Source organism: Streptomyces sp. NPDC088812 (assembly GCF_044750285.1).
GTDB lineage: Bacteria > Actinomycetota > Actinomycetes > Streptomycetales > Streptomycetaceae > Streptomyces.
The window spans coordinates 70,878-97,157 of the sequence record NZ_JBIVJP010000014.1 but is presented as its reverse complement, the minus strand read 5'-3'; the positions used below and the strand labels follow the sequence as shown (position 1 = coordinate 97,157).

Sequence of the window (26,280 nt, the reverse complement as noted above, 5' to 3'; positions counted from 1 at the left end):
CTGTTCGGTCCGGGTGTCATAGATGACACAACGGTGTCGACACTACCGCATGCCCGACGGGCATCCTGCCGTGTTTGAACACTCGCTGTCGACACCCGGCGAGTAAAAGCCCGGCGGACCGCGCCCCGCGCTCCGCCCACCCCCAGGTATGGGAGGAAAAAGAGTGAAGAGAGCCAAGAGAGTGCGCGACGACGACGGGACGCCGTCGGCGCTCAGCCGACGTGCCGTGGTCGGCGGCGCCGCCCTGGCCGCGCTGACGGTGACCGGCGCCGCGGCGGGCACCGCCGTCGCCGCGCCCGCCGCCGCGGCCGGCACCGGACTTCCCTGGGAGCCCGTGCCGCTGCCCGAGCAGCGCCCGGTGACCGAGTACCAGGTGCCCGTGGCCGGCGGCGGCAGCCTGTGGTGCTGGGACACCGGCGGTGACGGCGAGCCGGTCGTGCTGCTGCACCCCGGCTCGGGAAGCGGTGAGAGCTGGCCGTACCAGCAGCCCGTGCTGGCGGCGGCCGGCTACCGCGTCATCGGCTACTCGCGGCGGGGCGCGTACCGCTCCGTGGCGGGCACCAAGGCGGAGGCCGACACCGCCTCCGGGGACCTCGACACGCTCGCCGACCACCTCGGGCTGGACCGATTCCACCTCTCCGGCTCGGCCGCCGGCGGCCCGGTGGCGCTGGACTACGCGCTGGGGTACGAGGACCGGCTGCTCAGCCTGACCGTCTCCGGCAGCATCATGGGCGTCCAGGACGCCTCCTACCTCGAACTGACCGAGGCGCTCCAGCCCGACCCGTTCGGCGACCTGCCGGTGGCCGTGAAGGAACTGGGCCCCTCCTACCGGGGCGGTGATCAGGACGGGGTGGCGGCCTGGCTGGCCGTCAACGCCCGGGCACGCACCGCGGACGCCTTCGCCCAGTCCCTGGCGCACACCCTCACCTGGGCGGCACTGGAGACGCTGACGCTTCCGGTGCAGCTCATCACCGGCGACGGCGACCTCTACAGCCCGCCCTCGATCATGCGGCTCAACGCCCAGCACCTCAGGGCGGAGCGGACGCACGTCGTGGCGGAGGCGGGGCACAACCCGCACTGGGAGCAGCCCGCCGCGTGGAACCGCCTGCTGATCGCGTTCCTCCGGCGGCACGGCGCCCGAGGGCGCTGACCCGCCGACGCGCTCGAAGGTCCTGAGCGCGCGCACACTCCGGCCCCCGGGATGCGGTCACATCCCGGGGGCCGGCTTCATGTGCGGGTCAGGCCACGGTCAGCGTGAGCGCTCCCGTGTAGGAGCGGCCCGCCTCGATGGCGGTGGGCGTCCCGTCGACGGTGAGGGTGACCGTCTTGCCGCGCGGGGCCTTGACGGAGGCGTCCGCGGCCAGGGTCAGGGCGCTCAGGTACGAGGTGCCGGTGACCGTCCACCGGGAGCCGGTGCCCAGGGTGACGACGACGCCGTTGTTGACGACCGCGCTCGGGGTGTTGGTGACCTCGCTGATCTCCCGGTACTCCGCGATGGTGATGGTGGAGACCCGGTGCTTGGTGGTGCTGGCGGAAATGACGCCCTGGACGGTGGAGCGGGTGAAGTCCAGCACCAGGTTCTGGCCCTGGAGGTTGGCGTTGCCGCCCCCGCGGACGGCGTTGTAGAAGTCGCCGGTGAGGTCGATGTCGGTGAAGGAGGCGGTGGCGTCGGTGGACTGGGCACTGGTGGTGACCCAGGTCGTCGACTTGACGGCGGAGCCGGTGGGCTCGGTGTAGGTGCCGAGCATCTCGGTCTTCCAGGGCTTGCCCGTGACCGAGACGCTGCTGGGCCGGTCGGTGTCCATCAGCTGGAAGATGACGCCGTTGCCGGGGTTGAGGGCGGCGCCCTGGGAGCCGTCGACGGTGACCTTGCCCGCGACCGCCTTGCACATGAAGGTGGTCTTGCCGGTGTTCACCTGGGTGCCGCCGTCGATGGCGACCGATCCGGCCGCGTACCACAGGACCATGAACCGGCCGGCGTCGATGACGGTCGAGCGCACCGGCAGCTTCTTCAGCTCGCTCGCGGTGAGGCCGATCTCCAGCGACTCGTTGAGCTCCGCGACGGCTTCCCTGGTGCTGTCGCCGTAGTGGGCGGAGGCGCCCCAGTGGATGAGGGCGTAGTCGCCGACGTCGAAGGTGCAGCCCAGGAAGTGCTCGGTGACGCTGCCGATGGCGTAGGAGCCGTAGCCCTGGCCGCCGGTGTTGCCGATGTGGCTGTTGATCGCGGTGAGCGTGCAGTTGCTGCCGCCGTCGACCGAGAGGGCGCCCCACTTCTCCGAGGTGATGGAGGAGTTGACGTAGGTCGCCCGGGTGCTCTGGCCGAGCAGGTTGGTGGTGCGGACGTTGCCCGACAGGCCGAGCATCCACGGCACGGTGATCATGTACCGGGTGTCGCCGGTGCCGGTGGCCGGGTACTCGTCGGGCACGTGGCTGCCGTCGGCGCAGTGCAGGGTGGAGTTCTTCACGACGACGTTGGCGGTGGAGTCGGCGATGACCGCGGTGCGGACCAGGCCCTCGTTCTTGATGGTGGCACCGTCGAGGACGAGGGTGGTGCCCTCGCCGGTGCCGACCACGGCGGCGCCGTAACCGATGAAGTCGCAGCGGCCGTTGCCGTCGAAGGCGATCTCGGGCCGGGTCAGGGTGTAGGAGCCGCCTCCCGTGACGTAGACGCCGTTGAAGGACTCGCCGTTGGACAGCAGGGTGATGTTGTTCGCACCGGTGTCCGTGACGGTGCCGCCCCGGACGTCGGACGGGACCGACTTGCTCTCGTCGACACCGTTCGCGTCGACGTAGAGGGCCTGGCGGATCGGGAAGGACATGTCGCTGTAGGTGACGTCGTTGGCGACGGCGACGGTCAGGATCACGGTCCCGCGGTAGGTGCCGACGGCGATGGCGGTGGCCAGTCCGCCGTAGCCGTCGGTGAGTGCGCTCAGCTTGCCGCCGGTCTCGACGCCGTTCACGGTGAGGGTGAGGCGGTAGCCCTCCGGGGCGGCGATGACTCCGCCCTCCGCGATGGTGAGCCTGCTCACCGTGGTGGTCTCGGTGAGTTCCAGGGTCTCCCCGGACCCGACGGTGAGGGTGTTGCCGCTCTTCGCGGAGGACGCCGAGGTCTGCCGCGAGGACTGCGCCGAGGCCGGGGTGACCAGCGCCGGGGCCATCGCGAGTCCGGCGACCGCCACGAGGAGGGCGCGGTTGCGGGCCCGGTAGGTGACGTCCTGCTCCATCACGGACCCGCCGGCCGCACGGCCGGCCTCGGTGCTGTTTGTGCGTACCACTGTGAACTCCCTTGTCTTCCAGTGTGTTCGGGCATGGCCGGCCGGCACCGGCGCAGCGGACGGCGGCGGTGCGGACGACGGGTGAACCGATGAGGAGAGCCTGCAGGCGAGGTTCGACTGAGACGTTACTGTCGACACTTCGCGCCTCACAAGGGGTGCGACACGGATGCTCGCCCATAATCTGGCGACACTAAACTGGGGTGGGAGAGGCTCCCGCACCGCAGGAACGGCCCGACGCCCCCGCGGGACGGCGAAACCGGGTGGAACCGCGGAGCCGGCGCCGCCTACCGTCGGCCCCATGGTCGACGCATGCTTCGGACATCCACGGCTTGCCGCGCTCTACGACCCGCTCGACCCCGACCGCGGCGATCTCGACGCGTACCTGCGCATGGCGGAGGAGTTCGCGGCGCGCCGCGTGCTGGACATCGGCTGCGGAACGGGGGTGTTCGCGCTCCTCCTGGCCGGTCGCGGCATCGAGGTCGTCGGACTCGACCCCGCAGGGGCGTCCCTCGAGGTGGCCCGGGGCAGACCGGGCGGTGAACGCGTGCGCTGGATCCACGGTGACGCGACCGCGCTCCCGCCGCTGCGGGCCGACCTGGCGACGATGACGGGGAACGTGGCCCAGGCCATCGCGGATCCGGACATCTGGCAGGAGACCCTGCGGCGGGTGTACGCGTCCCTGCGGCCGGGCGGGCGTCTGGTGTTCGAGACCCGGGACCCGGCCCGGCGCGGCTGGGAGGAGTGGAACCGTGAGGATTCGTACGTCGCGGCGGACGTCCCCGGCGTCGGCGTGGTCGAGAGCTGGCACGAGGTGACCGACGTCAGCCTGCCCCTGGTGACCTTCCGGACGACCTACGTCTTCGCCGCGGACGGGGAGGTGCTGACGTCGCGGTCGACGTTGCGCTTCCGCGAGCGGCGGGAGGCCGAGGCGGACCTCCTCGCGCACGGCTATGTGATCGACGACGTCCGCGACGCCCCCGACCGCCCGGGCCGGGAGTTCGTCTTCGTCGCACGGCGCCCGGGGGAGGGGCACGGGTGAGGGCGGGTGCGGGGCGGCGACGAGCGCACGCCCGGCACCCGTAGCGGGCGCCGCCCCGGCCCACGAGCGGTACACCGGCCGACCGGGCTGCCGGCCGGCGCGTCGTACCCGTCGACTCCCCCGCGCGGACGGCAGCCCCGCGTCGACGGCGTACTCCGCCGGGATGCGGGCGCGCGCCGCCGCGTCCCGCGGCGTGAGGGCCCGGCGTGGCCGGGGCCGCGGAGGCGGCGTCCGCGGACCGGGCCCCTCCTCCCGTCAGGCTCCCGTCAGGCGATGGCCGCCTGACGGTGGGGGACGAGCCGTACCGGACCGACGAGGCCGTAGTCCTGGCGGGCGGCGCCGCCGAAGACCGCGGGCTGGGCGACCCGGAGCCGGTTGATCAGCGGCGTGGCCACCTCGATCACGATCTCGTTGGCACCCGCCCGCAGCGTCGATTCGAGGTCGACCACCGGATCCAGCCGGTCCGCGGCCGGCAGCCGCGTGCCGTTGACGGTGACCCGGAAGGTGTCGCTGACCTGACCGAGTTCCAGCGTCGCACCGTGGGAGCCGTCCCAGTCGGCGGGCAGGGTGACGGTCGTCCGGTAGCGGCCGATGCCCGCGGAGTCGGCCAGTTCGGGGATCTTCGACCAGGGCAGCAGGGTGTCGAGGGTCAGTGACCGCGACGTGCGCTCGGTCCGTGTCGCGGAGGAACCGGGGCCCCAGTCCTCCACCTCCAGCCGCCAGCTCGCCGGGACGACCGGCTCGGGCACCGTGTCGAACGTCGTGGTCACGGTGCGGCCCGTGGACAGGCGCGTGGTGTACCGTCCGGCCGCGGTCGCCCGGACGGAGAGGCCACGGGCCGTGAACAGCACGCCGCCGGCGTCGGTGGCCGTCGCGTACGGGCGGTTGCCGTCCCGGTCCCCGAACAGACCCGGACGTCCGAGCACGACGATCGTGCTCTGGCCCGGCTGGAGGGCGACACGGAGGGTGAACTCGTCCCCGTCCCGCGTGTAGCGGCCGGCCCGGGTGACCGTGCCCGACCAGGGGTCGAGCAGATACGGCACCGCGGTGCCGCGCCCGGAGCCGCGGAACGTGCGCCGCACGGTGACCTCGTGGTCGATCGCCGCCACCGCGGGCTTCACGGTCTCCGCGTGCTTGCCGTTGCAGAAGTAGTAGAAGTCGGCGTCGTCGGTGACACGATGGGCGTTCAGCAGCGTCGAGGAGACGGAGTGCCGCACGTCCGGCTCCACGCCCAGCCGGGCCAGGGCGTCACCGACCGCGGTCTTGTCCGTGATCCGCACGACGTGGGGCAGGGCGAGAAGCCGGGTGAGGACCTCGGTCAGGCGGGCCGTCTCGCCCTCATCGGGAACTCCCGGGGTGAGCGGCAGGTCGAAGGCGCCGAGCAGGACCACCGGCAGCCCGTCCCGGGCCAGCGCCAGAACGGCCTCGGCGTCGGCGAGCGCGAGCGTGGGGGCGGAGGAGTAGAAGAAGTCGCCCTCCACGAACAGGGCCTTGTAGGCGGGGCCGTCGGGCGCGAGGCGTCCGTCGTCGACGGTCGCGCTGGGCAGGGCGAGGACGGGCCCGCTGAGGAACTGGTGCGTCCAGCCGAGCGGTACACCGGTCGAGGTGAACCAGGACGCGCCGATGCCGGTGGCGGTGTAGCCGGTCTGACGGAACACGGCGACGTCCGCGCGGGCCTTCCCGGCCTGGAGCACCTGGTGGACCCGGGAGAGGTAGCCGGACACGTCCTCGACGTGCTCCCAGGTGGGCTGCCGGGGGCCCCACGACTCGCCGTAGCCGGGAGCGCCGTTGTACGGGCTGAACGCGGCGAAGCCCGGCCAGCTCACGTTCGGCGCGGTGGCGTAGGAGAAGCCGTGCAGCACGGTCTGGTTGACGCCGGCCGCGTAGGCGCCGCCCATGGTGCGCAGGAAGCGGTCCCAGGTGGTGCTGTAGGCGGAGCCGTTGTAGGCGCCCGCCTCGCAGGACAGCACCGTGTGCCCGGCCATGTCCCGGCCGCCCGCCAGGCAGCGGTAGTCGTCGAGGTTCTTGAAGCCGAGCGACTCGCCCTCGGCGATGTCGAGCAGGGTGGCGGAGGCGATCGCGTCCGTCTGGAGGCCGTACGGCTGCGAGCGCAGCTCCATGTGCAGCGCGTGCGCCCAGTCCCGCAGGGCGCCCAGGTGATGACGGTTGAACAGCTCGGAGACGGCCTCCCAGAAGTCGTGCCGGATCTGCCGGGTGAGCTGGGCCTCGAAGGCGAAGACCTGGTTGCTGTCGTCGAGGACCAGGGCGGGCAGGTACGGCAGGAGGGGGCGGCCGGTGTGCTTCTCGAAGGCCTCGGGCAGCCGTGAGGTCCAGACGAGGCCGTCCGTCTCCAGCTCCACCGAGTCCTCGAAGAACGCGCCGCCCGCGGCCTTCAGCAACCGGCGGAGCGTGGACGTCAGAATCCGGTCGTCCCAGAAGCCGGTCACCGCGGTGGTGCCGGCCGCGCTGAAGTGGTCGACGACGTACGCGGCGGGCGAGGAGTGCGGGCCCGACTCGGGCTGCTGGGCGGAGCCGCGCTGCCAGTAGGAGATCAGGACCCAGTCGCCGTCGTCCGGTGCCGTCCAGGTCAGCGCGCCGTCGGCGACCGTGGCGGTCAGGTCGCGCACGCTGGCCAGGTCGAGGCCGGTTTCCTTGCGGGTGGAGTTCGCGGTGTCGACGCGGGCGGCCTGCACCGCGATCAGCGACTGCCGGGTGACACCGGAGGCCGGGGCGTGGACGGGCGGGGGGACGGGACCCTGGTAGGTGCTCCCCGCGGTCAACGAGACACGGCCGTACGCGAGTTCCTGCGCCGCGGCGTCGTCGTCCGGGGCCAGGCCCGGGACCGCGACGGGCCAGGCGGGGCCGAGGGTCAGGTCGATGGTGACGCCGCGGCGCGCGGCGCGCCGCAGCGCCGCCTCCACGCCCTCCCGCCAGGGCCGGCTGCCCCAGCCGTGGTGCTCGGTGTCCAGCACCGACTTGTCCTTGATGCTGTGGTGCACGGCGGCGATCTCCATGCCGCCGAAGCCGGCGTCGGCGATCTGGTCGATCTCGCGGGCGATCTCGTCCGGGTCGACCAGGCCGTCCGGCCACCACCAGCGGAACTTGGGGCGCACGGAGGCCGGGGGCCTCGCGAACCAGTCGGCTCCCGGGGCCTGACCGGCCGTGCCGGTCGCGGGAACCGCCTGCGCGGGGGAGACGGCCCCGAAGGTGAGCGCGGCTCCGGCGGTGAGTCCTGCGGTCACGGTGAGGACCGAGCGGCGCGTCAACCCGCGGCGCTGGGGGACGGGTTCGTGCATGGGTGCATCCCTAGGTGAAGGGTGAGAGGTGAGCGTCACCGGTGATTGAATCGATTCAATCCTCGGTAAACGCGGGAACGCTAAGCCTGTGGATCAACCGGGGTCAAGATGTGTGCACCATGTGTGTCGCCGATTCGTGAAGACGAGTCGCCGTGCGGCGGGGCGAGTTGCCCCGGTATCGGATCGCGGCGTGCGTACTCCGTGGCGCCGTCGGCGCCCGCACCCGTTCCGTCCGTTGCGCCCGTAGCGCCCTCATGGACCCCGTCTGCGCCGTCCGTGCCCGTTGCACGCGTGACGTCCGTACGTGACCCGCCGGACGGCCGTCGCAGCCGTATTCACTTGGAATTAACCCCAGGTACTAAGGCTGTTCAGAGAGGTCTATCACGACTCTCTCATCTCTTACGGGTTCCTTACGGGGGGAGGCCTACCCCCCAACCGAAAGGCACCCATGACTGGCTGGCTGACAGGCCGCCGCCGTCACCGCCCTGACGACGGCGACACGGCGGCGCCCACCGCGACCGCGGCATCCACGGACCCGACCCCCCACGACGAGCCCCTGCGCGTCGCCAGCAGACTCCACGCGTTCAACCGCTACGAGCTGAAGTACCTCGTCCCGGTCGACCAGGCCGCCCGGATCCGTGACGAGCTCGGTGAGCGGATGGACCAGGACCTGCACAGCCCCGTGGGCGGCTACGGCGTCTGGAGCCTCTACTACGACACGCCCCAGCTGCGCTTCTACTGGGAGAAGATCGAGGGCCTCAAGTTCCGCCGCAAGCTGCGCATCAGGCACTACGGCGACCTCGACGGCGTCACCGACGACTCCCCGGTCTGCGTGGAGATCAAGCAGCGGGTCAACCGGGTGACCCAGAAGCGCCGGATCACGCTGCCGTACGCCGTCGCCCGCCAGCTGTGCGACGGGCGGGAGGAGATCGCGCACTCCGCCAAGGAGAAGGCGTTCGTCCACGAGGTCCTCGAACTCGTCGTCCGGCTCAACCTCCAGCCCACCGCGATCACCGGCTACCAGCGCGAGGCCCTCGTCGGCCGCGACCAGGACACCGGACTGCGCGTCACCTTCGACCGGCGCATCCGCGGCCGTGACCGCGACTTCCACTTCGGCACGGAGCGCCCCGAGAACCGGTTCCTCATCCCGCCGCACATGTCGGTGATGGAGATCAAGGTCAACGAACGCGCCCCCTACTGGATCACCGACCTGGCGGCCCGGCGCAACCTCAACCTGATCCGGGTCTCCAAGTACGTCCAGAGCATCGAGGCGTTCGGCCTCGCGCCCCGGTCCGTCTTCCATGTCCGGGAGGAGGACCTGCCGCCGGCGCCTCCTGAGACCGCCGCCCGGTCGGTCCCGGTGTTCACCGCACCCGTCGTGTCCCCCCGTTCCCCCCTGTCCCCCGTACACCCCACGACCCCCACCACGGAGGTACTGCACCCGTGAACCTCAATCTCCAGGACCTGAGCGGCACGTTCAGCGTCACCGACATCGTGCTGGCCATGGCCCTGTCCTTCGTGCTCTCCACGATGATCGGGTACGTCTACCGCGCCACGCACAAGAACGTCAGCTACAGCCAGTCGTACGTCCAGACCCTGGTCATCGTCGGCATGATCGTCGCCCTGATCATGCTCGTGGTCGGCTCCAACCTGGCCCGCGCGTTCTCCCTGGTCGGCGCCTTGTCGGTGGTCCGCTTCCGCAACGCCGTCAAGGAGACGCGGGACGTCGGCTTCATCTTCCTCGTGATGGCCATCGGCATGGCCTGCGGCGCCCGCTTCTACACCCTCGCCGCCGTGGGCGGTGTCGTCATCGCCCTGATCATCCTGGCGATGAGCAAGTTCAACTGGTTCGCCCTCAACGTCCAGCGCCAGGTGGTCAAGGTCCAGCTCCCGGCCGGCGAGGACCACACCCACGCCATCCAGGACGTCCTGCTGCGCTACACCGACGAGTTCGAGCTGGTGAGCACGGAGTCGATCCGCGGCGGGACGCTGACCGAGGCGTTCTACACGGTGCGCATCAAGAAGGGCCACGAGCCCGGTGAACTGGTCGCGGCCCTCCAGGAGCGGACCATGGGCCAGCGGGTGACCGTCCTCACCGGTTACGACCAGACGGACCTCTGATGGCGACGCCCCGCAGGCGGCTGGTGCACCGCCTCCCGCTGCGGCTGCGGCACCACTGGAAGCCGAGCGCGCTGCTGGCCACGGGCATGGTCGTGCTGCTGGTCTTCTTCGGGGACGCCCGTGTCTCCCCGTTCGTCACCAGCGCCTCCCGTGCGGACGCCGACGAGATCACGGAGAACGTCACCGGGTCGGTCGACCTGTTCGACGACTCCCGCACCCACACCATCAGTCTCACGTACGACGAGACCGACTTCGACGACATGATGGCGAAGTACCAGGACGAGGGCGAGAAGGAGTACATCGAGGCCGACCTCACCATCGACGGCGTGTACCTCAACGACGTCGGCATCCGCCTCAAGGGCAACTCCACGCTCCAGAGCCTCCGCCAGACCACTCAGGGCGGCGGGCAGGGCCCCGGCGGGGGCATGCAGGGTGGCATGCAGGGTGGCATGCAGGGCGGCGCGCCGGCGGCGGGCGGTCAGCAGCAAGGCACCGGCCAGGACCAGCAGGACACCACCGGCCAGGACGAGCAGAGCACCGGTGAGGACGAGCAGAGCACCGGTGAGGACCAGCAGGACACCCAGCAAGGCGGGCAGGAGGCCGGGCAGGGGCAGCAGCAGGGCCGGGCGGGAGGGGGCGGCATGGCGCAGTACGACCTGTCCGCCGACCGGCCCGAGGAACTGCCCTGGCTCATCAGCATCGACGAGTACGTCGAGGGCCGCGCCTACCAGGGCCACCGGGAGCTGTCCCTGCGGCCCGGCGTCGACGACGCCCTGCCGTTGAACGAGGCCCTGTCGCTGTCCCTGATGGAGAAGTCCGGGCAGACGGCGGAGAACTTCGCCTTCACCGCCCTCACGGTCAACAACCGGCCGACCGCGACGCGGCTCATGGTCGAGAACCCGAGCAAGGACTACGCCGACACGGAGATCCCCGCCACCGGCGTCGCCTACAAGGCGCGCGCGGGCGGCAGCTTCGACTACGTGGGCGACGACCCCACCGACTACGAGACGTCCTTCAAGCAGCTCAACCTCACGGGCAGCCAGGACCTCTCGCCGGTGATGCGCCTGCTGAAGTGGGTGAACCAGGCCTCGGACGAGGAGTTCGCCGAGGACCTCGACCAGTACGTCGACGTGGACTCCTTCGCCGAGTACGTGGCCACGCAGAACCTGATCCTGAACTCCGACGACATGGCCGGACCGGGCAGCAACTACGTGCTCTGGTACGACCTCGACACGAAGAAGTTCTCGGTGCTGGGCTGGGACTTCAACCTCACCTTCAGCGGTACGGCCACCACCGGACCCGACGACAACACCAGCATGGGAGGCGGCGGTGGCGGCATGATGCCGGGCGGCGCCGCGGCCGGAGGCACGGCCGCGGACACCGGCGGGGAGACGGCCGGAGGTACGGGCGGGAACACGCCCGCCACCGGCACCGTGCCCTCGGGCATGCCGTCCGGTATGCCCGAGGGCATGCCCGGCGGTGGGGGACCGCAGGCAGGGAACGGCCAGGACGGCGGCGGGGGAGGTGGCGGCATGGGCGGCAACATCCTGAAGGAGCGCTTCCTGGAGACCGACGCCTTCGACAGCGTCTACCACGCCGCCTACCGTGAGCTGTACCAGCAGTTCTTCGCCTCGGGCTACGCGCTGGACGCCCTCGACTCGCTCGCCGCGTGGGCGAAGAAGTCGGGTGCCGACGCCACCGGGGTCTCCACCACGGCGAAGTCGCTGCGCTCCACGGTCACCACCCGGACCAGCAGCCTCGCCGAGAACGAGGTGATCACCGGCTGACCCCGGCTCCCTCACCACCGCGCATCGGCGTCCGGACCTCGCCAGAGGCCCGGACGCCGATGCCGCATGCCCGGCGCGGTCCCGTTTGCGCACCCCGGCGTGCATCCCGTCGTACATCCCCGACCCGACCCCTTCGCGGCCCAACGTCCCCGTCGTGACACCCCGGCCGCTCGCCGAAAGCCAGCCGCTCACCCCGAGAAGTCCCCGTCCGCAGCGCGAACTCCCGCACGGAGCAAGGGACATGACCACCGCACAGCGCACGCACAGAACGTCCCGTCACGTGCGGATGCGCGGCCCGTCCCGTGCGCCCCGGGCTGCCCCGAAGTGCGCTCGCCGAAACACGGTTCGAAAACGGGCTGGTCAACTCCTGTGGAGTTGATCGCAGTCTCTCGTATAGTGACGCCCAGTTGATCGCTGCCTACAGAAGTCTGTTCACATTTTTCGCCAGGACGACACAAAAGGGCCGCCTCCCGAAGCGGCCGCCCAAGGACCCGAGTGATGACCGCGCCCGCCTCTTCCGGCGACCGATCCAGCATCCGAACCCTTCTCCCCCCTGCCCTGCTCACCGCCGCCCTGTCGGCCCTCGCCGTCTGGTGGGCCGTCACCACCGCACCCGCCGCCGCGCGGGGCCTGGTCGGATCGTGCGGCGTCGCCGCCGCGGTCCTCCTGTGCGTGGCCGTCACGGTCGCCGCGCAGGCGCGGCACGCGGCACGGACCGCCCGCGCCGCGCTGCGCACGGCGACCGCCGACGCCGAGCGAGCCACCCAGGCACGTGACTTCCAGGCCGCGCAGTTGCGCCAGGAACACCAGCGGTACACCGACGCGGCCGCCCACGAGCGAGCCCGCCTCGCCGAGGAGTTCACCCGTGAACGGGCCCGCGTCGCCCAGGAGGGCGACGCCGAGCGCGCACGGCTCGCCGCGGAGGTCCGGGGGCTCACCGCGCGGCTCGACCGCGCCGTCGCCGAACGCGACCTCGCGCTCTCCGCCACCGCCAACGCGGCGGGCCGCATGCAGGCGCTGGCCACCGGAACCCTCGCCGACCTGCGGGCCATGGAGGAACGGCACAGCGACGAGGACGTGCTCGCCGACCTCCTCCACCTGGACCACCGCACGGCCCAGGCCGGCCGTCTCGCCGACTCCATAGCCGTGCTCACCGGCGCGCGCTCGGGACGCCGGTGGGCACGCCCCATCTCCATGGAGTCCATCCTGCGCGGCGCGATGGGCCGGATCAGCGGCTACCAGCGCATCCGTCTGCACTCGGCCAGCGACGCCGCCGTGGCCGGCCACGCGGCCGAGGGCGTCATGCACGCCCTCGCGGAGATCCTCGACAACGCCGCCAACTTCTCGCCGCCCAACGCCGAGGTGCACGTCTACGTCGAGGAGGTGCCGGCGGGCGTCATCGTCTCCGTGGAGGACAGCGGGCTCGTCATGAGCGACGTGCAGCTGCGCCGCGCCGAGCAGGCCGTGTCCGGCGAGGTGACCGAACTCAAGGGCCTCAACGGCACCCGCCTCGGCCTCGCCGTCGTCGGGCGCCTGTCGCGCAAGTACGGGATGAAGGTGTCGTTCCGGCCGTCCGCGCGGGGCGGCACCGGCGTCCTCATGCTGGTCCCCCAGGACATCCTCACCGCGGCCCCCGTCGAGGCACGGCCACCCGCCGCAGCAGCGCCCCGGCACACCGCCCCCGCCGACACCCCGCAGCCGGACCTCACCGCCCCCGCCGAGCCCGTGGCCACCGAGGCCCCCGAGGAGACGGACACCACCGGCCCGCAGGACACCACCGGCCCCCAGGAGACCGCCGGGCTGCCCAAGCGCCGCCGCGGACGCACCCTGGCCGCCGCCGAGAACGCGCGGGCCGCCGCCCACAGCGCCGAACGCCGCCAGGACAGCCCCGAGGACATCCGGACCCGCGCCGCCCGTTTCGGCAGCTTCCGCCGGGCGGTCCGCGCGTCCGACGCGGGGGAGCACACCGGCGGGCACCCGCTGCCGCCGGACCTCGACGACCCGCACTCCTCCCCGTCGGCCGCGGACTCCCCGGACACCCCGTTCCCGCCCGCCACGACGGCCCCCGACACCCCCACCCCCTCGCACCCGGAAGGCGACACCACCTCATGACCGGCACGACCACCGTCGACGAGAAGCTCACCTGGCTCATCGAAGGACTCCTGGAGCGCACCCCCGGAGCACGGCACGCCCTCGTGCTCTCCCGCGACGGCCTGAAACTGTGCCGCACCCCGGAGCTGACGGTCGACCAGGCCGACCAGCTCGCCGCCATCGCCGCCGGCATCCAGTCGCTGTCGCACGGGGCCTCCATCGAGTTCGGCGACGGCAGCGGAGGCGTGCGCTCGTCGATGACCGAGTTCTACGGCGGGACCCTGTTCATCGTGGAGGCCGGCCAGGGCGCCCACCTGGCCGTGGTCACCAGCGAGGAGGCCGACCCCGGACTGGTCGGACACAACATGAGCGAGCTGGTGGAACAACTCGGCGAGCACCTCACGGCCCAGCCCCGATCCGCATGAAGCGCCCCGGCAGGGACGACGCCCCGGACCGGCTGTACACCCTCACCGGGGGACGCAGCCGTTCCGGGCCCGACAGTCCTTTCGACCTGGTGACGCTGGTGGTGGCCGAGTGCGACCCGACGCCGGGCATGCAGTCGGAGCACGCGGCGATCCTCACCATGGCGCAGGCCCCCACCGCCGTGGTCGAGGTCGCCGCCGAACTGGGGCTCCCCGTGAGCATCACGAAGATCCTGCTGTCCGACCTCCTCGCCTCGGGCCGGGTCAGCGCCCGCCACCCGCAGACCTCAGCCCTTCCCGACCTCGACATCCTGGAGCAGGTGCTCGTTGGACTCCGCAATCTCTGACGCGCGCACCCCCCTGGGTGCCACCGCCGACAACGGTCTGAAGATCGTGGTCGTGGGCGGTTTCGGCGTCGGAAAGACGACCTTGGTCCGCTCGGTCAGCGAGATCCGTCCCCTCAACACGGAGGAGACGATGACGCAGGCCGGAGAGGCCGTCGACGACATCAGCCGGGTGCGCGGGAAGACCGCGACCACGGTGGCCTTCGACTTCGGCCGGATCACCCTCGACGCGCGCAACGTGCTGTACCTGTTCGGCGCCCCCGGCCAGGAGCGGTTCTGGTTCCTGTGGGACCGGCTGTTCTCCGGCACCCTCGGCGCGGTCGTCCTGGTCGACACCCGCCGCATCGACGACTCCTGGTACGCGATCGACCGGCTGGAGAAGCACGGCACGCCCTTCATCGTGGCCTGCAACGACTTCGGCGGTCCCGGCCACGCCCACGAGGACGTCCGGGAGGCCCTCGACCTGGATCCGGACGTGCCGCTGGTCGACTGCGACGCCCGCTCCCGGGAGTCGAGCAAGCAGGTCCTCATCACCCTCGTCCAGCACATCAAGAACCGGTACACCGGGCAGGCGGCCCGAGCCGCCGCGTCACCACGGGAGTTCGCGTGACCACCGACGCCGTTCCACTGGGCGGCCCCCGCTTCCAGACCGACCCCGCCCAGCTGTACCGGGAGATGCGCCGCGACCACGGTGCCGTCACCCCGGTCCTGCTGGACGGGGGCGTCCCGGCCTGGCTCGTGCTCGGTTACCGCGAGCTGCACCAGGTGACGGGCGACCCGGTCCTCTTCAGCCGCGACTCCGAGCTGTGGAACCAGTGGGACGTCATCCCCGGCGACTGGCCGCTGCTGCCGATGATCGGCCGCAAGCAGCCGTCGATCCTCTACACGGTCGGCGAACGGCACCGCGAACGCGCCGCGATGATCAGCAACGCCCTGGAGGAGGGCGACCCGTCCGAACTGCGGCGCCACGCCGAGAGGTTCGCCGACGAGCTGATCGACGCGGTCTGCGCCGCGGGAGAGGCCGACCTGATCGGCCAGTACGCCATGCTGCTGCCCGTGCGGGTGCTGGCGCGGCTGTTCGGCTTCTCCGACGAGGAGGGACCGGGCCTGGTCACCGCCCTCAACGACATGATCGACGGCGGTGAACGGGCCCTGGCCGGCCAGCACCACCTGGCCACCTCCATGGCGGAGCTGGTCGCCGCCCGCCGGGCCATGCCCGCCGACGACGTCGTCTCCCGCATGCTGGCCGACCCGAGCGGCTTCACCGAAGAGGAGGTCATGCAGGACCTCATGGTGATGCTCGCGGCCGGCCATCAGCCCACCGCCGACTGGATCGGCAACTCCCTGCGCCTGATGCTCACCGACGACCGGTTCGCCGCCTCCCTGTTCGGCGGCCGCAGCAGCGTCGCCGAGGCGATGAACGAGGTGCTCTGGGAGGACGCGCCGAGCCAGAACGTCGCGGGCCGCTGGGCGTCGCGCGACACCCACCTCGGCGGCCACCACATCCGGGCCGGCGACCTGGTGCTGCTCGGTCTGCAGGCCGCCAACTCCGACCCGCAGGTGCGCCCCCACGGCTCGGCGCTCACCGGCGGCAACAACGCCCACTTCTCCTTCGGCCACGGCGAGCACCGCTGCCCGTTCCCGGCCCAGGAGATCGCCGAGGTGATCGCCCGGACGGGCATCGAGGTCGTGCTGGACCGGCTGCCCGACATCGACCTGGCCGTTCCGGCCACATCCCTCGCCCGCCGTCCCTCGCCCTGGCTGCGCGGGCTCACGGAGCTGCCCGTGCGGTTCACACCCACCCCTGCCCTGGGAGGCAACTGACCATGACGTTAGGAACCGAAGAGCTGCGGATCCCCCTCGACCCCTTCGTCAGCGACCTGGACGGCGAGAGCGCCAAGCTCCGCGCCGCCGGACCGCTGGCGGCGGTCGACCTGCCCGGAGGCGTCCCGGTGTGGGCCGTCACCCACCACGCCGAGGCCAAGGCGCTGCTGACGGACCCGCGGCTGGTCAAGGACATCAACGTGTGGGGCGCCTGGCAGCGCGGCGAGATACCGCCGGACTGGCCCCTGATCGGCCTGGCCAACCCCGGCCGGTCCATGCTGACCGTGGACGGCGCCGACCACCGCAGGATGCGCACCCTGGTCGCCCAGGCCCTCACCCCCCGCCGGGTGGAGGAGATGCGCGCCCGTATCACCGAACTCACCGAGACCTTGTTAGAGGGCCTGCCCGCCGACGCCGACGTCGTCGACCTCAAGGCGGAGTTCGCCTACCCTCTGCCCATGTACGTCGTCGCCGACCTCATGGGCATCGAGAAGAGCCTGCTGCCGCGGCTGAAAGTGCTGTTCGACAAGTTCTTCTCCACCCTGACCCCGGGCGAGGAGGTCGTCGCGACTCTGGTCGAGCTGTCCGGGATCATGGCGGAGACGGTCGCCGCGAAGCGCGCCGAGCCCGGCGACGACCTGACCAGCGCACTCGTCCTGGCGTCCGAGGACGGCGACCGCCTCACCGACGAGGAGATCGTCTCCACCCTCCAGCTCATGGTCGCCGCCGGGCACGAGACCACCATCTCCCTCATCGTGAACGCCGTGGTCAACCTCTCCACCCACCCCGAGCAGAGGGCGCTGGTGCTGTCCGGCCAGGCCGACTGGTCGGCGGTGGTCGAGGAGACCCTGCGCTGGTCGACGCCCACCTCCCACGTGCTGATCCGGTTCGCCACCGAGGACGTGCCGGTCGGCGACCGGGTGATCCCGGCGGGCGACGCGCTCATCGTGTCGTACGCCGCCCTGGGCCGCGACGAGCAGGCGCACGGCCCCACGGCCGGCGACTTCGACATCACCCGCGAGACCCGCACCCGCCACATCTCCTTCGGCCACGGCCCGCACGTGTGCCCCGGCGCGGCCCTGTCCCGCCTGGAGGCCGGTGTGGCGCTGCCGGCGCTCTACGCCCGGTTCCCCGGACTCGATCTGGCGGTGCCGCCGTCGGCGCTGCGCAACAAGCCGGTCGTGACCCAGAACGACCTCTTCGAACTCCCGGTCAGGCTCGGCCCTCCGGCCGTCTGATCCCGCACGCCGCCCCGTCGCCCCGCCGCGCCGGCACCGGTCGGCGGGAGCGGCACCCCGGACGCCCCGGCCCTTCCGTACCGGCAGCCGGCCGGTCGCCCGTACTGGCGCAGTGTGCCGTCCCGGACGCGGGGGCGGTCGGACGCTGCGCCGGAGCGCGGGACGCTCCCCGTGTCACGGCGCCGGGTGGCCGCGGCCGGTCTCGAGGCGGGTGTGGCCACCCCGGCGGGGGCCGTGCGCCGCTCCGACGGACCCCGTGGCACTACTGTCCTCGGCATGACCGAAGACTCCCTGCGCTCCGTCACCGTCGAGCGGACCGCCACCGGCCGCTTCACCGCCACCAACGCCCGCGGCGGCGTGATCGGTTTCGCCGCCGGTGCGGGCCCGGACGGCGGGAGCGAGTTCACCCCGGTCGAGCTGCTGCTGGCCGCGATCGGCGGCTGCTCGGCCGTCGACGTCGACGTCTCCACCGCCCGCCACAGCGAGCCCACCGGCTTCACCGTCACCGTGACCGGCCACAAGGTCACCGACGGGCTCGGCAACCGGCTGACCGACCTCGAGGTCACCTTCTCCGTCGCCTTCCCGGACGGCGCAGCCGGTGACCGGGCCCGCGCGATCCTCCCGCGGGCGGCCAAGGCCTCCCACGACAGGCTCTGCACGGTCAGCCGTACGGTGGAGACCGGCACCCCCGTCACCACGACGGTCACGGACGCCTGACGCGACCCACCCCGGACGTCAGGTGCGCCCGGGACGGCCCTCCTGGGCGTCGGCCTGCGGATCGGGGCCCGCGGCGGAGGCGATCCCGGCGCGGGCCGCTTCGAGCTGGGCGGCGAACGCGATGCCGAGGAACAGGGCGACGCCGGTGACGTTGGCCCACAGCAGCAGCGCGACGAACGCCGTCAGCGGCCCGTAGACCGCGCCGAACGCGGCGCTGCGGCCGACGTAGAGCGACAGCAGCCAGGTGGCCGCCACCCACAGGACCAGGTGGACCGCGCTGCCGACGGCGAGCCAGGTGTAGCCCGGCTGCCTGCGGCGCGGCGACCACCGGAAGATCACGGCGGAGGCGATCCAGGCCAGCGCCGCGCCCACCACGACCTCCAGCGCCTGCCACCAGCCGGGCCCGCCGCCACCGGATCCCACGGTCGCGGTGACGGCGTCGCCGACCGCCTCCCCGGCCACGAGGACCACGAACCCCAGCACCATGGGCAGCCCCGCCGCCACCGACAGCAGCACGGCCCGGCCGTACTTGCGGGCGAAGGGACGGTCGCGCTCGATGCCGTAGATGCGGTTGGCGCCCCGCTCGATCTGGCCCATCGCCGACGCCAGGTTCAGCACGGCGAAGCCCAGGCCGAGCCAGAGCGCCAGGGCGCCCCACACATCGTCCCGGGCGCTGCGCCGCGTCCCGGCGAACGCGTCGTCGAGCAGGTCGGCGCCGGCCCCGGGCACGATGTCCGCGAGGGTGCGCTCGACGACGCGGCCCACCGCGTCGGTGTGCACGGACGCCGCCAGTCCGACCAGGGCCAGGGTGAAGGGCACCAGGCCGAGCACGATCTGGAAGGCGAGCGCCCGCGCGTTGGTGAAGCCGTCGGCGTAGCGGAACCGGGTGAAGGAGTCCACCAGCAGGCGCACGCCCCCGTAGTGGCGCAGCGCGGCCAGCGCCTCGTCCCCGGACAGCTCCTCCCCGATCATGTCCCTGGTCTGCGGAACGTGGACGGCGGTTCCCATCGCGGGCGGGCTCCCTCCCGTGCGGCCGGATGTCACTGGGGACCGCGTGCCCGGTCCGGCCGCCCGTGAACGGCCGGGGGCGATGTGAGGCCGGTCAGGCGTTCAGGGCGTGGTGCGGTGTGGGATAGCAGGCGATGAGGGTGTCGATGCCGACGAGCTGGAGGGTGCGCAGGACGGGCTGGCGGACGTCCGCCAGGCGCAGCCAGCCCGGCTCGCCGTGGGCCTGGTGGGCGGCGATGAGGACGTTGATGCCACTGGAGTCCAGGAACGTCACGCCGCCCAGGTCCACCACGGTCCGCGGTCCCACGGCGCCGTCGGCGGGGGTCAGTGCCCGGCGGAGGGGGCCGGCGGTGTCGTGGTCGACCTCGCCCGTCACCGTGACGACCGCGACCTCGTCGACGATGGCGCGGGAGACCGTCAGCCGTTGCGGTTCTGCCACTTCGCCGATGTCTGTCACTCTTCCCTCTAACGCTCGGTGAATCTCGGGCCAGCGTCTTTCCGAGAGCCTGCCCCGGAATGCTACGGGAGATGCCCGGACGCCGCCGTTCGGGGCGGAGCAGGCCTGTACGCGGTGGGCGTGGGTACACGCCGCCTGTGAACGGGGCAGCGAAGGTGGTTCGGATGGGACCAGGAGCCCTCGGTGAGGGCCCGACAGCACCAGGAGACGACTCCCTGCACGTCACGGCCGCGCTGGAGGGCGGCGGTGCGTGCATCGCCGTGGGCCGTGATCTCGCGGCGGACTTCCTCACCCGGGCGCGGGCCGTCCACGGGGTGCCGGTGACGGCCCGCACGGTGGACCTCACGCAACTGGTGGTCAGCGAGCTGGTGACCAACGCGCGCAAGTACGCGCCCGGTCCGGTGCTGCTGGAGGTGCGGGTCGCCGAGGGGGTGGTGGAGGTGAACGTGTGGGACTCCGATCCGGTGCTGCCGGTGGCCCGGGCCGCCGACCCGGGCCGGGTGGGCCAGCACGGTCTGGAGATCGTGCTGGCCGTCGTCAGGGAGTTCGACGCGCGGCGGGAGCCGGTGGGCAAGCGTGTCACCGCCCGGATCGCCCTGGAGGAGGACCCGGTCCCGGCGGGCGGGAGCCGCACGGGCCGTCCTTGGTGAACCGGTCACGCGGTGACCGGTGATCCGGTGTCGGTGACCCGGTGACCCGGTGACCCGGTGACCCGGTGACCCGGTGACCCGGTGACCCGGTGACCTGGTGACCCGTGGCGCGGGTGGCGCCCGGCGCGGGAAGTGCCGGTCCCGGGGGCGAGCCCTCCCGGCGCCGCGCGTGCGGCCGCGTACGACCGCACACTGGGCATATCGCCCCGGCCGCCCCGGTCCACGACGTCGGCGGCGGCCCTGTTTCCCCCGGGTCGGGAGGGCAACTCGGTGCCGACGGCACGCCGACGCCTCCCCCGACATCCCGAAGACCCGCCCCCGCGTGCCCCGAGGAGGCCGGATGACCATCACCCCGCCCGCACCGTCCCGCCGGACGGGCCCGCGCATCGGCGTGCTCGGCTCCTACGGCGGATTCAACACCGGCGACGAAGCCATCCTGACCTGCGTGCTGAGCTGCCTGCGCGCGCACCGGCCGCACGCCCGGCTGGTGGTGCTCAGCCGCGACGTCGAGCACACGCGCCTGCACCAGCTGGAGGCCGACGAGGTCGTCGGCTGGGAGGGCGTCCCGCAGAAACCCGTGCTCGACGTCCTGGCGGGCCTGGACCTGCTGGTCCTCGGCGGCGGCGGCATCCTGTACGACGGTGAGGCGCGCCGCTACCTGAGGCTCGTGGGCGCCGCCCAGGCCCGGGGCGTGCCGACGTTCGCCTACGCCATCGGCGCGGGCCCGCTGCGCGACGCGGACGACCGGGCGGCGGTGCGCGCGGTGCTGCCCGCCCTGGACGAGCTGGTGGTGCGCGACGAGGAGTCCCGACTCGTCCTGGAGGAGGTCGGCGTCGACCGGGACCTCACCGTCACCGCCGACCCGGCGTTGCTGCTGCCGCCGGAGCCGTTCACCGAGCAGATGATGCGCCAGGAGGGCGTCCCGGCCGGAGTCAGACTGGTGGGGATGTCCGTGCGGGAGCCGGGCCGGGCGGCCGAGAAGCTCGACGAGGGCGATTACCACGCGCTCCTCGCCGACGTCGCCGACTTCCTCGTCCGGCGACTCGACGCCCACGTGGTCTTCGTCCCGATGGAGCGCCAGGACGTCCGCCACGCCCACGGCGTGCTGTCCCGGATGACCGCACCGCACCAGGGGCGCATCCTGAACAACTCCTACAGCCCCGGACAGGTCCTCGGCTTCATGAGCCACCTCGACCTGGTGGTCGGCATGCGCCTGCACTTCCTGATCTTCGCGGCGATGTCCGGTCTGCCCCTGCTGCCGCTGCCGTACTCCGGGAAGGTCTTCGACTTCGCCCGCCGTATGGGCGCCCCCGCCCTGGTCGGGGTGGACCGCGAGCAGGCGGGGCTGCTGCTGGCGGAGGTGGACCGGCTCTGGGACGAGTTCCCCCAGCGGCGCGCCGACCTCGACGACCGCGTCCGGCGGCTGCGGGACCTGGCCCGGGAGACCTGCGTCCGCTGCGGCACGGTCCTCGACCGCGTCCAGGCCGGCGGGCCCGCGGTCCACCACGCACACCTCGAAGCCGGTGCGGGCGCACCGCTGGGGGCGGCGGCGAGCGCCGCACCCGCCTGACCGCCCCGCCCGCACACCCCGGCCACCGGCCACCGGCGACCAGCCACCGCCGGCCGGCCGACCGGCCGGCGGGAAGACGGGAAGAAGCCATGCCCCTCCTGGAACCGCCCCGAGAGCCCCGTACCGTCACCCTGCCCCCGCGCCCCGCGCGCCACGGGGGCCGGGTGGACGTCCTGGTCGTCGGCGGCGGGCCGGCGGGCACCGCCGCGGCGCACGCGGCCGCCGACGCCGGAGCCGACGTCGTCCTGGTGGAGCGGTACGGCTTCCTCGGCGGCAACGCCACCGCCGCCCTCGTCATGCCGCTGATGTCGTTCCACAACGAGAAGAAGCAGGCCGTGTTCGACGACAACGGCCTGGACCACCGGCTGCTGCCCTCCGACCACGGCGAGGGCGAACCGGTCGTGGCCGGGTTCCTGTGGCGGCTGCTGGACCGGCTGGGCGCGCGCGGCGGCTGCATCCAGCCGTCGCTGGACACCGGCTACACCGTTCCCTTCGACCCGGAGATCTTCAAGCTCGTCCTCCTCGACCTGCTCGACGAGGCGGGCGTCCGGCTGCTGCTGCACGCCTTCGCGTCCACCGCGCTGCCCCTGGACGACGGCTGGCGCGTCGTCTTCGAGACGAAGTCCGGCCCCGTGGTGATCGACGCGGGCGTCGTCGTCGACGGCACCGGCGACGGCGACGTGGCGGCCGCCGCCGGAGCGCCGTTCGAGGTGGGCCGGCCCGAGGACGGGCGGGTGCAGCCTATGACGCTGATGTTCCGCGTCGCCGACTTCGCCGCTCCCCGCTTCGCCGAGTACGTGCACGAGCACCCCGACCAGTGGCGCGGCGTCCACGGACTGTGGGACCTCGTGGAGCAGGCCACCGCGGCGGGCGAACTGCGCCTCGCGCGCGAGGACGTCCTGTTCTTCGGCACCCCGCACCCCCGCGAGCTCAGCGTCAACAGCACCCGGGTCACCAACGCCCTCGGCGTCGACGTGTGGGACCTCACCCGCGCCGAGTGCGCCGCCCGCCGCCAGCTGGAGCAGATCGACCGCTTCCTGCGCACCCGCGTCCCCGGCTTCGAGGAGTCGTACGTCGCGCAGAGCGGTACCCAGATCGGGGTGCGCGAGACGCGCCGCATCCTCGGCGACTACCACCTGACGGGCCACGACATCCTCGGCGCCCGTTCCTTCCCGGACGTCGTCGCGCACGGCGCGTACCCCGTCGACATCCACAACCCGCGCGGCCGGGGCACCGTCCTCCGACGCGTACCGCAGGGCCGCTTCTACGACATCCCCCTGCGCTGCCTGCTCCCCGCCGGCACCGAGCGGATGCTCGTGGCCGGGCGCTGCATCTCCGGCTCGCACGTGGCGCACTCCTCCTACCGCGTGATGCCCATCGCGATGGCCACCGGCCAGGCCGCGGGGGTGTGCGCGGCCCTCGCCGTACGGCTCGGCCGGGTCCCGCGCGCGGTACCCGCCGACCTGGTGCAGGAGGAACTGCTGCGCCAGGGCGCCCGGCTGCGTCGCGGCGCCGACAGTGAGCCGCCGGTCGACAGTGAGCCGCCGGTCGACAGTGAGCCGCGGACCGCCGGCGCGGCGCGGACCGCCGGAGAGGCCCGCGCCGAGGGCGGACGGCACACGGTGTCCGACGACCCGGCGTGACGGACCGCCCGCGGGCCACGGCTGAGGCGGGGTTCAGCGGGCACCCGGAGTCCCTGCGCATCCGCACCGAGGAGTGACATCCGCACCGAGGAGTGACATCCGCACCGAGGAGTGAGGGGAGCGGGCCATGGAACGGAAGAGGACGCGGTCGGAACGGGACGACGATCCCGCCCGCCGCCTGCGCGCGATCGGCGCCGACGTGTTCGGCTGGGACACCCTCCTGCCCGAGCAGCTCACCGCCATGGAATGGGTGCTCCGGGGCGAGGACGCCCTGGTCGTCATGCCGACCGGGTCCGGCAAGTCCGCCGTCTACCAGGTCCCGGCCGTGCTGCTGACCGGGCCGGTCGTGGTCGTGTCGCCCCTGCTGGCCCTCCAGCGGGACCAGATCGCCGGTCTGCCGGACGGCGACCGCGCCCCCGGGGCCGTCGCGGTCAACTCCGACCTCGGCGCGGCAGGGACCGAGGCCGCCTGGGAGGCGGTGCGCCGGGGCGACGCCCGTCTGCTGTATCTGTCGCCGGAGCAACTGGCCAAGGAAGAGGTGCTGGAGCGGCTGGCCGAGGCGCGTCCCGCCCTGTTCGTGGTGGACGAGGCCCAGTGCGTGTCGTCGTGGGGTCACGACTTCCGCCCCGACTACCTCCGCCTCGCACAGGCGGCGCGCCGCGTGGGCGGACCGCCGGTCCTCGCCCTGACCGCGACCGCCGCCCCTCCGGTGCGCAAGGAGATCGCCGAGCGGCTGGGCATGCGCCGGCCGCGGGTGATGGTGACCGGCTTCGACCGGCCGAACATCAGGCTGGAGGTCCGCCGGTTCCAGGACGAGGACGACCGGCGCCGCGCCGTGGTCGAGCGGGCCGCCGCGGAGCCCAAGCCGGGCATCGTCTACGCGGCGACGCGCAAGGACAGCGAGTTCTACGCGGGGGAGCTGTCCGCACTGGGCCTGGCCGCCGAGGCCTACCACGCCGGGGTGCGCGCCGCCGAGCGCGCCCGGATCCACGACGCCTTCCTCTCGGGCGCGGCGGACGTGGTGGTGGCGACGTCGGCGTTCGGCATGGGCATCGACAAGGAGGACGTGCGGTTCGTGCTGCACGCGTCGCTGCCGGGCTCCCTGGACGCCTACTACCAGGAGATCGGCCGCTGCGGCAGGGACGGCCGGCCGGCCCTCGCCGTCCTGCACTACCGGCCGCAGGACACGGGGATGCGGACCTACTTCGCAGGCCGCACCCCGAGCCGTGACACCTTGTCCGACGTCACCGACGCCGTCCACGACCACCGCGGGGAACCCGCCGGCCTGGACGAGCTGCGCCAGGACACCGGCCTGTCCAGGAACCGGGTCACCGCCGCGGTGAACCTGCTGGAGGAGGCCGGTGCCGTCGCCGCGGGGGAGGAGGGCGAGGTGCGGCCCGCCCCGGGGGTGTCCCCCGGCCGGGCGGTCGAGCGGGCCGCGCGGGGCGCCGACGCGCATCGCCGGACCGAGCGCACACGGGTCGAGATGGCCCGGGCGTACGCCGAGACGACCGGGTGCCGACGGCACCTCCTGCTCGGCTACTTCGGCGAGGAGCACCGGCCGCCGTGCGACGCCTGCGACATCTGCGACGGCCCCGACCGGGACGACGCGGTCGCCGCCGAAGCCGCTCACGAGGAGCGGCCCGCCCATCCCGCGGCGGCCTCCTACCCGGTCGGCACCGAGGTCCGGCACGAGCAGTGGGGCGAGGGAACGGTACTGAGCGAGGACCAGGACCGCATCACCGTCCTCTTCGACCGGGCCGGCTACCGCACCCTCCTGCTGGCGGCGGTCGCCGGGCGCGACGACCTGCTCGAGACGGTGCGCCGGCCGGGCGAGGACCGGCCGACCGCCTGACACGCCCGGCCCGGCCCCTTCCCGGAACGCCCGCCGGAGCCCCGCGCCGCATACCAGCCATACGAACGCCCGATGGCCCTCTCCCGACGCCTTTCTTGTTCTGGCCAAAGGCCCTACCTACGCTGCCACCACCGCACTCCGGCGGTACGGAACAAGGGACAGCAGCAATCATGGGTCGACTGGCCGGGAAAATCGCCTTCATCAGTGGCACGGGAGCCGGAATCGGAAGGGCCGCCGCCCAGGTATTCGCAGCGGAGGGCGCCCAGGTATTCGGCTGTGACATCGACGAGGACAACGCGGCGGAAACCGTCGAACTCGTGGAAAAAGCCGGGGGCGTCATGCGGTCCCTCGCCCCCGTCGACCTCTCCACCCCGGAAGGGGCCCGGGAGTGGATCGAGGCGGGCGTCGCGGCCTTCGGCGGGATCGACATCCTCTACAACAACGCCTCCGCGCTGCGGAACGGGCCGTTCGAGACCATGCCCGCCGAGGACTGGTACTTCACGATCAAGAACGAACTGGACATCCCGTACTTCTGCACGCAGGCCGCCTGGCCGCACCTGATCGCCCGCGGCGGCGGCGCCGTCCTCAACGTCGCCTCCGTGGCCGCCGTCCGCGGCGCGCCGTTCATGCCGATGGTGCCGCACGGCGCCGCCAAGGGCGGGGTGCTGGCGATGAGCAAGCACCTCTGCGCGGCCGGCGCGCCGCACCGCATCCGGGTCAACACCATCGCCCCCGGCATGACCCGCACCTCCGCCACCGCGCCCTTCCTGGACGACCCCGACGGGCCGAAGGCCCAGCTGGAGGCGCGGATCCCGGTCGGGCGGGTCGGGCAGCCGGAGGACATCGCGCGTGCCGCGGCCTTCCTCTGCTCCGACGAGGCCGCCTTCGTCAACGGCGCTAACCTCATGGTCGACGGCGGCGACAGCGCGATGGCGGGCTGACC

At 72.8% G+C, this 26,280-nt stretch carries 21 protein-coding genes; 17 read left to right on the top strand and 4 right to left on the bottom strand.

All coding sequences use genetic code 11. The features are described 5' to 3' along the window. Positions 1–163: 163 nt before the first annotated feature. A complete protein-coding gene (locus ACIP67_RS24275; RefSeq protein WP_401694506.1) occupies positions 164–1,150 on the top strand; it encodes an alpha/beta fold hydrolase in 987 nt (328 codons plus the stop codon). An 88-nt stretch (positions 1,151–1,238) separates the two neighbouring features. Here ACIP67_RS24275 and ACIP67_RS24270 read toward each other — a convergent pair whose 3' ends face one another. Beyond that, positions 1,239–3,275: a hypothetical protein gene (locus ACIP67_RS24270; protein ID WP_401694505.1), complete on the bottom strand. Its 2,037-nt coding sequence runs from the start codon at positions 3,273–3,275 to the stop codon at positions 1,239–1,241. A gap of 298 nt (positions 3,276–3,573) precedes the next feature. Between ACIP67_RS24270 and ACIP67_RS24265 the strand changes: the two genes are divergently transcribed. After that, the gene (locus ACIP67_RS24265; RefSeq protein WP_401694504.1) at positions 3,574–4,314 is read left to right on the top strand and encodes a class I SAM-dependent methyltransferase; all 741 of its coding nucleotides are present in this window, start codon (positions 3,574–3,576) and stop codon (positions 4,312–4,314) included. A gap of 266 nt (positions 4,315–4,580) precedes the next feature. Here the strand turns inward: ACIP67_RS24265 and ACIP67_RS24260 are convergent, their stop codons facing one another. Beyond that, complete coding sequence (locus ACIP67_RS24260) at positions 4,581–7,610, bottom strand: glycosyl hydrolase (protein WP_401694502.1); 3,030 nt, start codon at positions 7,608–7,610, stop codon at positions 4,581–4,583. 448 nt (positions 7,611–8,058) lie between these two features. Here ACIP67_RS24260 and ACIP67_RS24255 point away from each other — a divergent pair, with 448 nt between their 5' ends. The 10 genes from ACIP67_RS24255 (at position 8,059) to ACIP67_RS24210 (ending at position 18,154) form a co-directional block, all read left to right on the top strand. Continuing rightward, complete coding sequence (locus ACIP67_RS24255) at positions 8,059–9,057, top strand: polyphosphate polymerase domain-containing protein (protein ID WP_401694501.1); 999 nt, start codon at positions 8,059–8,061, stop codon at positions 9,055–9,057. Then, a complete protein-coding gene (locus ACIP67_RS24250; RefSeq protein ID WP_385063386.1) occupies positions 9,054–9,731 on the top strand; it encodes a DUF4956 domain-containing protein in 678 nt (225 codons plus the stop codon). Before ACIP67_RS24255 ends, ACIP67_RS24250 begins: the two co-directional genes overlap by 4 nt. Continuing rightward, positions 9,731–11,518, top strand: a complete 1,788-nt coding sequence (locus ACIP67_RS24245) for a CotH kinase family protein (protein WP_401694498.1) — start codon at positions 9,731–9,733, stop codon at positions 11,516–11,518. The genes ACIP67_RS24250 and ACIP67_RS24245 overlap by 1 nt, the downstream gene beginning before the upstream one ends. Positions 11,519–12,016: 498 nt before the next feature. Next, positions 12,017–13,630, top strand: coding sequence for an ATP-binding protein (locus ACIP67_RS24240; protein ID WP_401694496.1), 1,614 nt, complete (start codon positions 12,017–12,019; stop codon positions 13,628–13,630). Then, the gene (locus ACIP67_RS24235; protein WP_401694495.1) at positions 13,627–14,034 is read left to right on the top strand and encodes a roadblock/LC7 domain-containing protein; all 408 of its coding nucleotides are present in this window, start codon (positions 13,627–13,629) and stop codon (positions 14,032–14,034) included. Before ACIP67_RS24240 ends, ACIP67_RS24235 begins: the two co-directional genes overlap by 4 nt. Further along, positions 14,031–14,378 carry a DUF742 domain-containing protein gene (locus tag ACIP67_RS24230; protein ID WP_385063379.1) on the top strand — a complete coding sequence of 116 codons (348 nt, stop codon included), beginning with the start codon at positions 14,031–14,033 and terminating at the stop codon, positions 14,376–14,378. The genes ACIP67_RS24235 and ACIP67_RS24230 overlap by 4 nt, the downstream gene beginning before the upstream one ends. Beyond that, positions 14,359–14,985, top strand: a complete 627-nt coding sequence (locus tag ACIP67_RS24225; RefSeq protein ID WP_401694494.1) for a GTP-binding protein — start codon at positions 14,359–14,361, stop codon at positions 14,983–14,985. Before ACIP67_RS24230 ends, ACIP67_RS24225 begins: the two co-directional genes overlap by 20 nt. After that, on the top strand, positions 14,982–16,199 hold the full coding sequence (locus ACIP67_RS24220; protein ID WP_401694491.1) for a cytochrome P450: 1,218 nt from the start codon (positions 14,982–14,984) through the stop codon (positions 16,197–16,199). The genes ACIP67_RS24225 and ACIP67_RS24220 overlap by 4 nt, the downstream gene beginning before the upstream one ends. Positions 16,200–16,201: 2 nt before the next feature. Continuing rightward, entirely contained in the window at positions 16,202–17,437 is a 1,236-nt protein-coding gene (locus ACIP67_RS24215) for a cytochrome P450 (RefSeq protein WP_401694489.1), read from the top strand. Between the two features lie 276 nt (positions 17,438–17,713). Beyond that, the gene (locus tag ACIP67_RS24210; protein WP_401694488.1) at positions 17,714–18,154 is read left to right on the top strand and encodes an OsmC family protein; all 441 of its coding nucleotides are present in this window, start codon (positions 17,714–17,716) and stop codon (positions 18,152–18,154) included. An 18-nt stretch (positions 18,155–18,172) separates the two neighbouring features. Here the strand turns inward: ACIP67_RS24210 and ACIP67_RS24205 are convergent, their stop codons facing one another. Beyond that, positions 18,173–19,162, bottom strand: a complete 990-nt coding sequence (locus ACIP67_RS24205) for a YihY/virulence factor BrkB family protein (protein WP_401694487.1) — start codon at positions 19,160–19,162, stop codon at positions 18,173–18,175. 94 nt (positions 19,163–19,256) lie between these two features. Beyond that, a complete protein-coding gene (locus ACIP67_RS24200) occupies positions 19,257–19,601 on the bottom strand; it encodes an STAS domain-containing protein (RefSeq protein WP_401694485.1) in 345 nt (114 codons plus the stop codon). Between the two features lie 182 nt (positions 19,602–19,783). Here ACIP67_RS24200 and ACIP67_RS24195 point away from each other — a divergent pair, with 182 nt between their 5' ends. From ACIP67_RS24195 to ACIP67_RS24175, 5 genes are all read left to right on the top strand, one after another. Next, positions 19,784–20,269, top strand: a complete 486-nt coding sequence (locus ACIP67_RS24195; RefSeq protein ID WP_401694484.1) for an ATP-binding protein — start codon at positions 19,784–19,786, stop codon at positions 20,267–20,269. 340 nt (positions 20,270–20,609) lie between these two features. Further along, on the top strand, positions 20,610–21,839 hold the full coding sequence (locus tag ACIP67_RS24190; RefSeq protein WP_401694482.1) for a polysaccharide pyruvyl transferase family protein: 1,230 nt from the start codon (positions 20,610–20,612) through the stop codon (positions 21,837–21,839). 89 nt (positions 21,840–21,928) lie between these two features. After that, positions 21,929–23,482, top strand: a complete 1,554-nt coding sequence (locus ACIP67_RS24185) for an FAD-dependent oxidoreductase (protein ID WP_401694480.1) — start codon at positions 21,929–21,931, stop codon at positions 23,480–23,482. A gap of 127 nt (positions 23,483–23,609) precedes the next feature. Beyond that, a complete protein-coding gene (locus tag ACIP67_RS24180; RefSeq protein ID WP_401694479.1) occupies positions 23,610–25,337 on the top strand; it encodes a RecQ family ATP-dependent DNA helicase in 1,728 nt (575 codons plus the stop codon). A gap of 170 nt (positions 25,338–25,507) precedes the next feature. Next, entirely contained in the window at positions 25,508–26,278 is a 771-nt protein-coding gene (locus ACIP67_RS24175) for an SDR family NAD(P)-dependent oxidoreductase (RefSeq protein WP_401694477.1), read from the top strand. The last annotated feature ends 2 nt before the right edge of the window (positions 26,279–26,280 follow it).

Coding starts and splice junctions, on each gene's coding strand:
- ACIP67_RS24255 (WP_401694501.1), top strand. CDS start 8,059: ATGACTGGCTGGCTGACAGGCCGCCGCCGTCACCGCCCTGACGACGGC.
- ACIP67_RS24215 (WP_401694489.1), top strand. CDS start 16,202: ATGACGTTAGGAACCGAAGAGCTGCGGATCCCCCTCGACCCCTTCGTC.
- ACIP67_RS24240 (WP_401694496.1), top strand. CDS start 12,017: ATGACCGCGCCCGCCTCTTCCGGCGACCGATCCAGCATCCGAACCCTT.
- ACIP67_RS24245 (WP_401694498.1), top strand. CDS start 9,731: ATGGCGACGCCCCGCAGGCGGCTGGTGCACCGCCTCCCGCTGCGGCTG.
- ACIP67_RS24185 (WP_401694480.1), top strand. CDS start 21,929: ATGCCCCTCCTGGAACCGCCCCGAGAGCCCCGTACCGTCACCCTGCCC.
- ACIP67_RS24195 (WP_401694484.1), top strand. CDS start 19,784: ATGGGACCAGGAGCCCTCGGTGAGGGCCCGACAGCACCAGGAGACGAC.
- ACIP67_RS24175 (WP_401694477.1), top strand. CDS start 25,508: ATGGGTCGACTGGCCGGGAAAATCGCCTTCATCAGTGGCACGGGAGCC.
- ACIP67_RS24230 (WP_385063379.1), top strand. CDS start 14,031: ATGAAGCGCCCCGGCAGGGACGACGCCCCGGACCGGCTGTACACCCTC.
- ACIP67_RS24265 (WP_401694504.1), top strand. CDS start 3,574: ATGGTCGACGCATGCTTCGGACATCCACGGCTTGCCGCGCTCTACGAC.
- ACIP67_RS24190 (WP_401694482.1), top strand. CDS start 20,610: ATGACCATCACCCCGCCCGCACCGTCCCGCCGGACGGGCCCGCGCATC.
- ACIP67_RS24210 (WP_401694488.1), top strand. CDS start 17,714: ATGACCGAAGACTCCCTGCGCTCCGTCACCGTCGAGCGGACCGCCACC.
- ACIP67_RS24180 (WP_401694479.1), top strand. CDS start 23,610: ATGGAACGGAAGAGGACGCGGTCGGAACGGGACGACGATCCCGCCCGC.
- ACIP67_RS24205 (WP_401694487.1), bottom strand. CDS start 19,162: ATGGGAACCGCCGTCCACGTTCCGCAGACCAGGGACATGATCGGGGAG.
- ACIP67_RS24260 (WP_401694502.1), bottom strand. CDS start 7,610: ATGCACGAACCCGTCCCCCAGCGCCGCGGGTTGACGCGCCGCTCGGTC.
- ACIP67_RS24235 (WP_401694495.1), top strand. CDS start 13,627: ATGACCGGCACGACCACCGTCGACGAGAAGCTCACCTGGCTCATCGAA.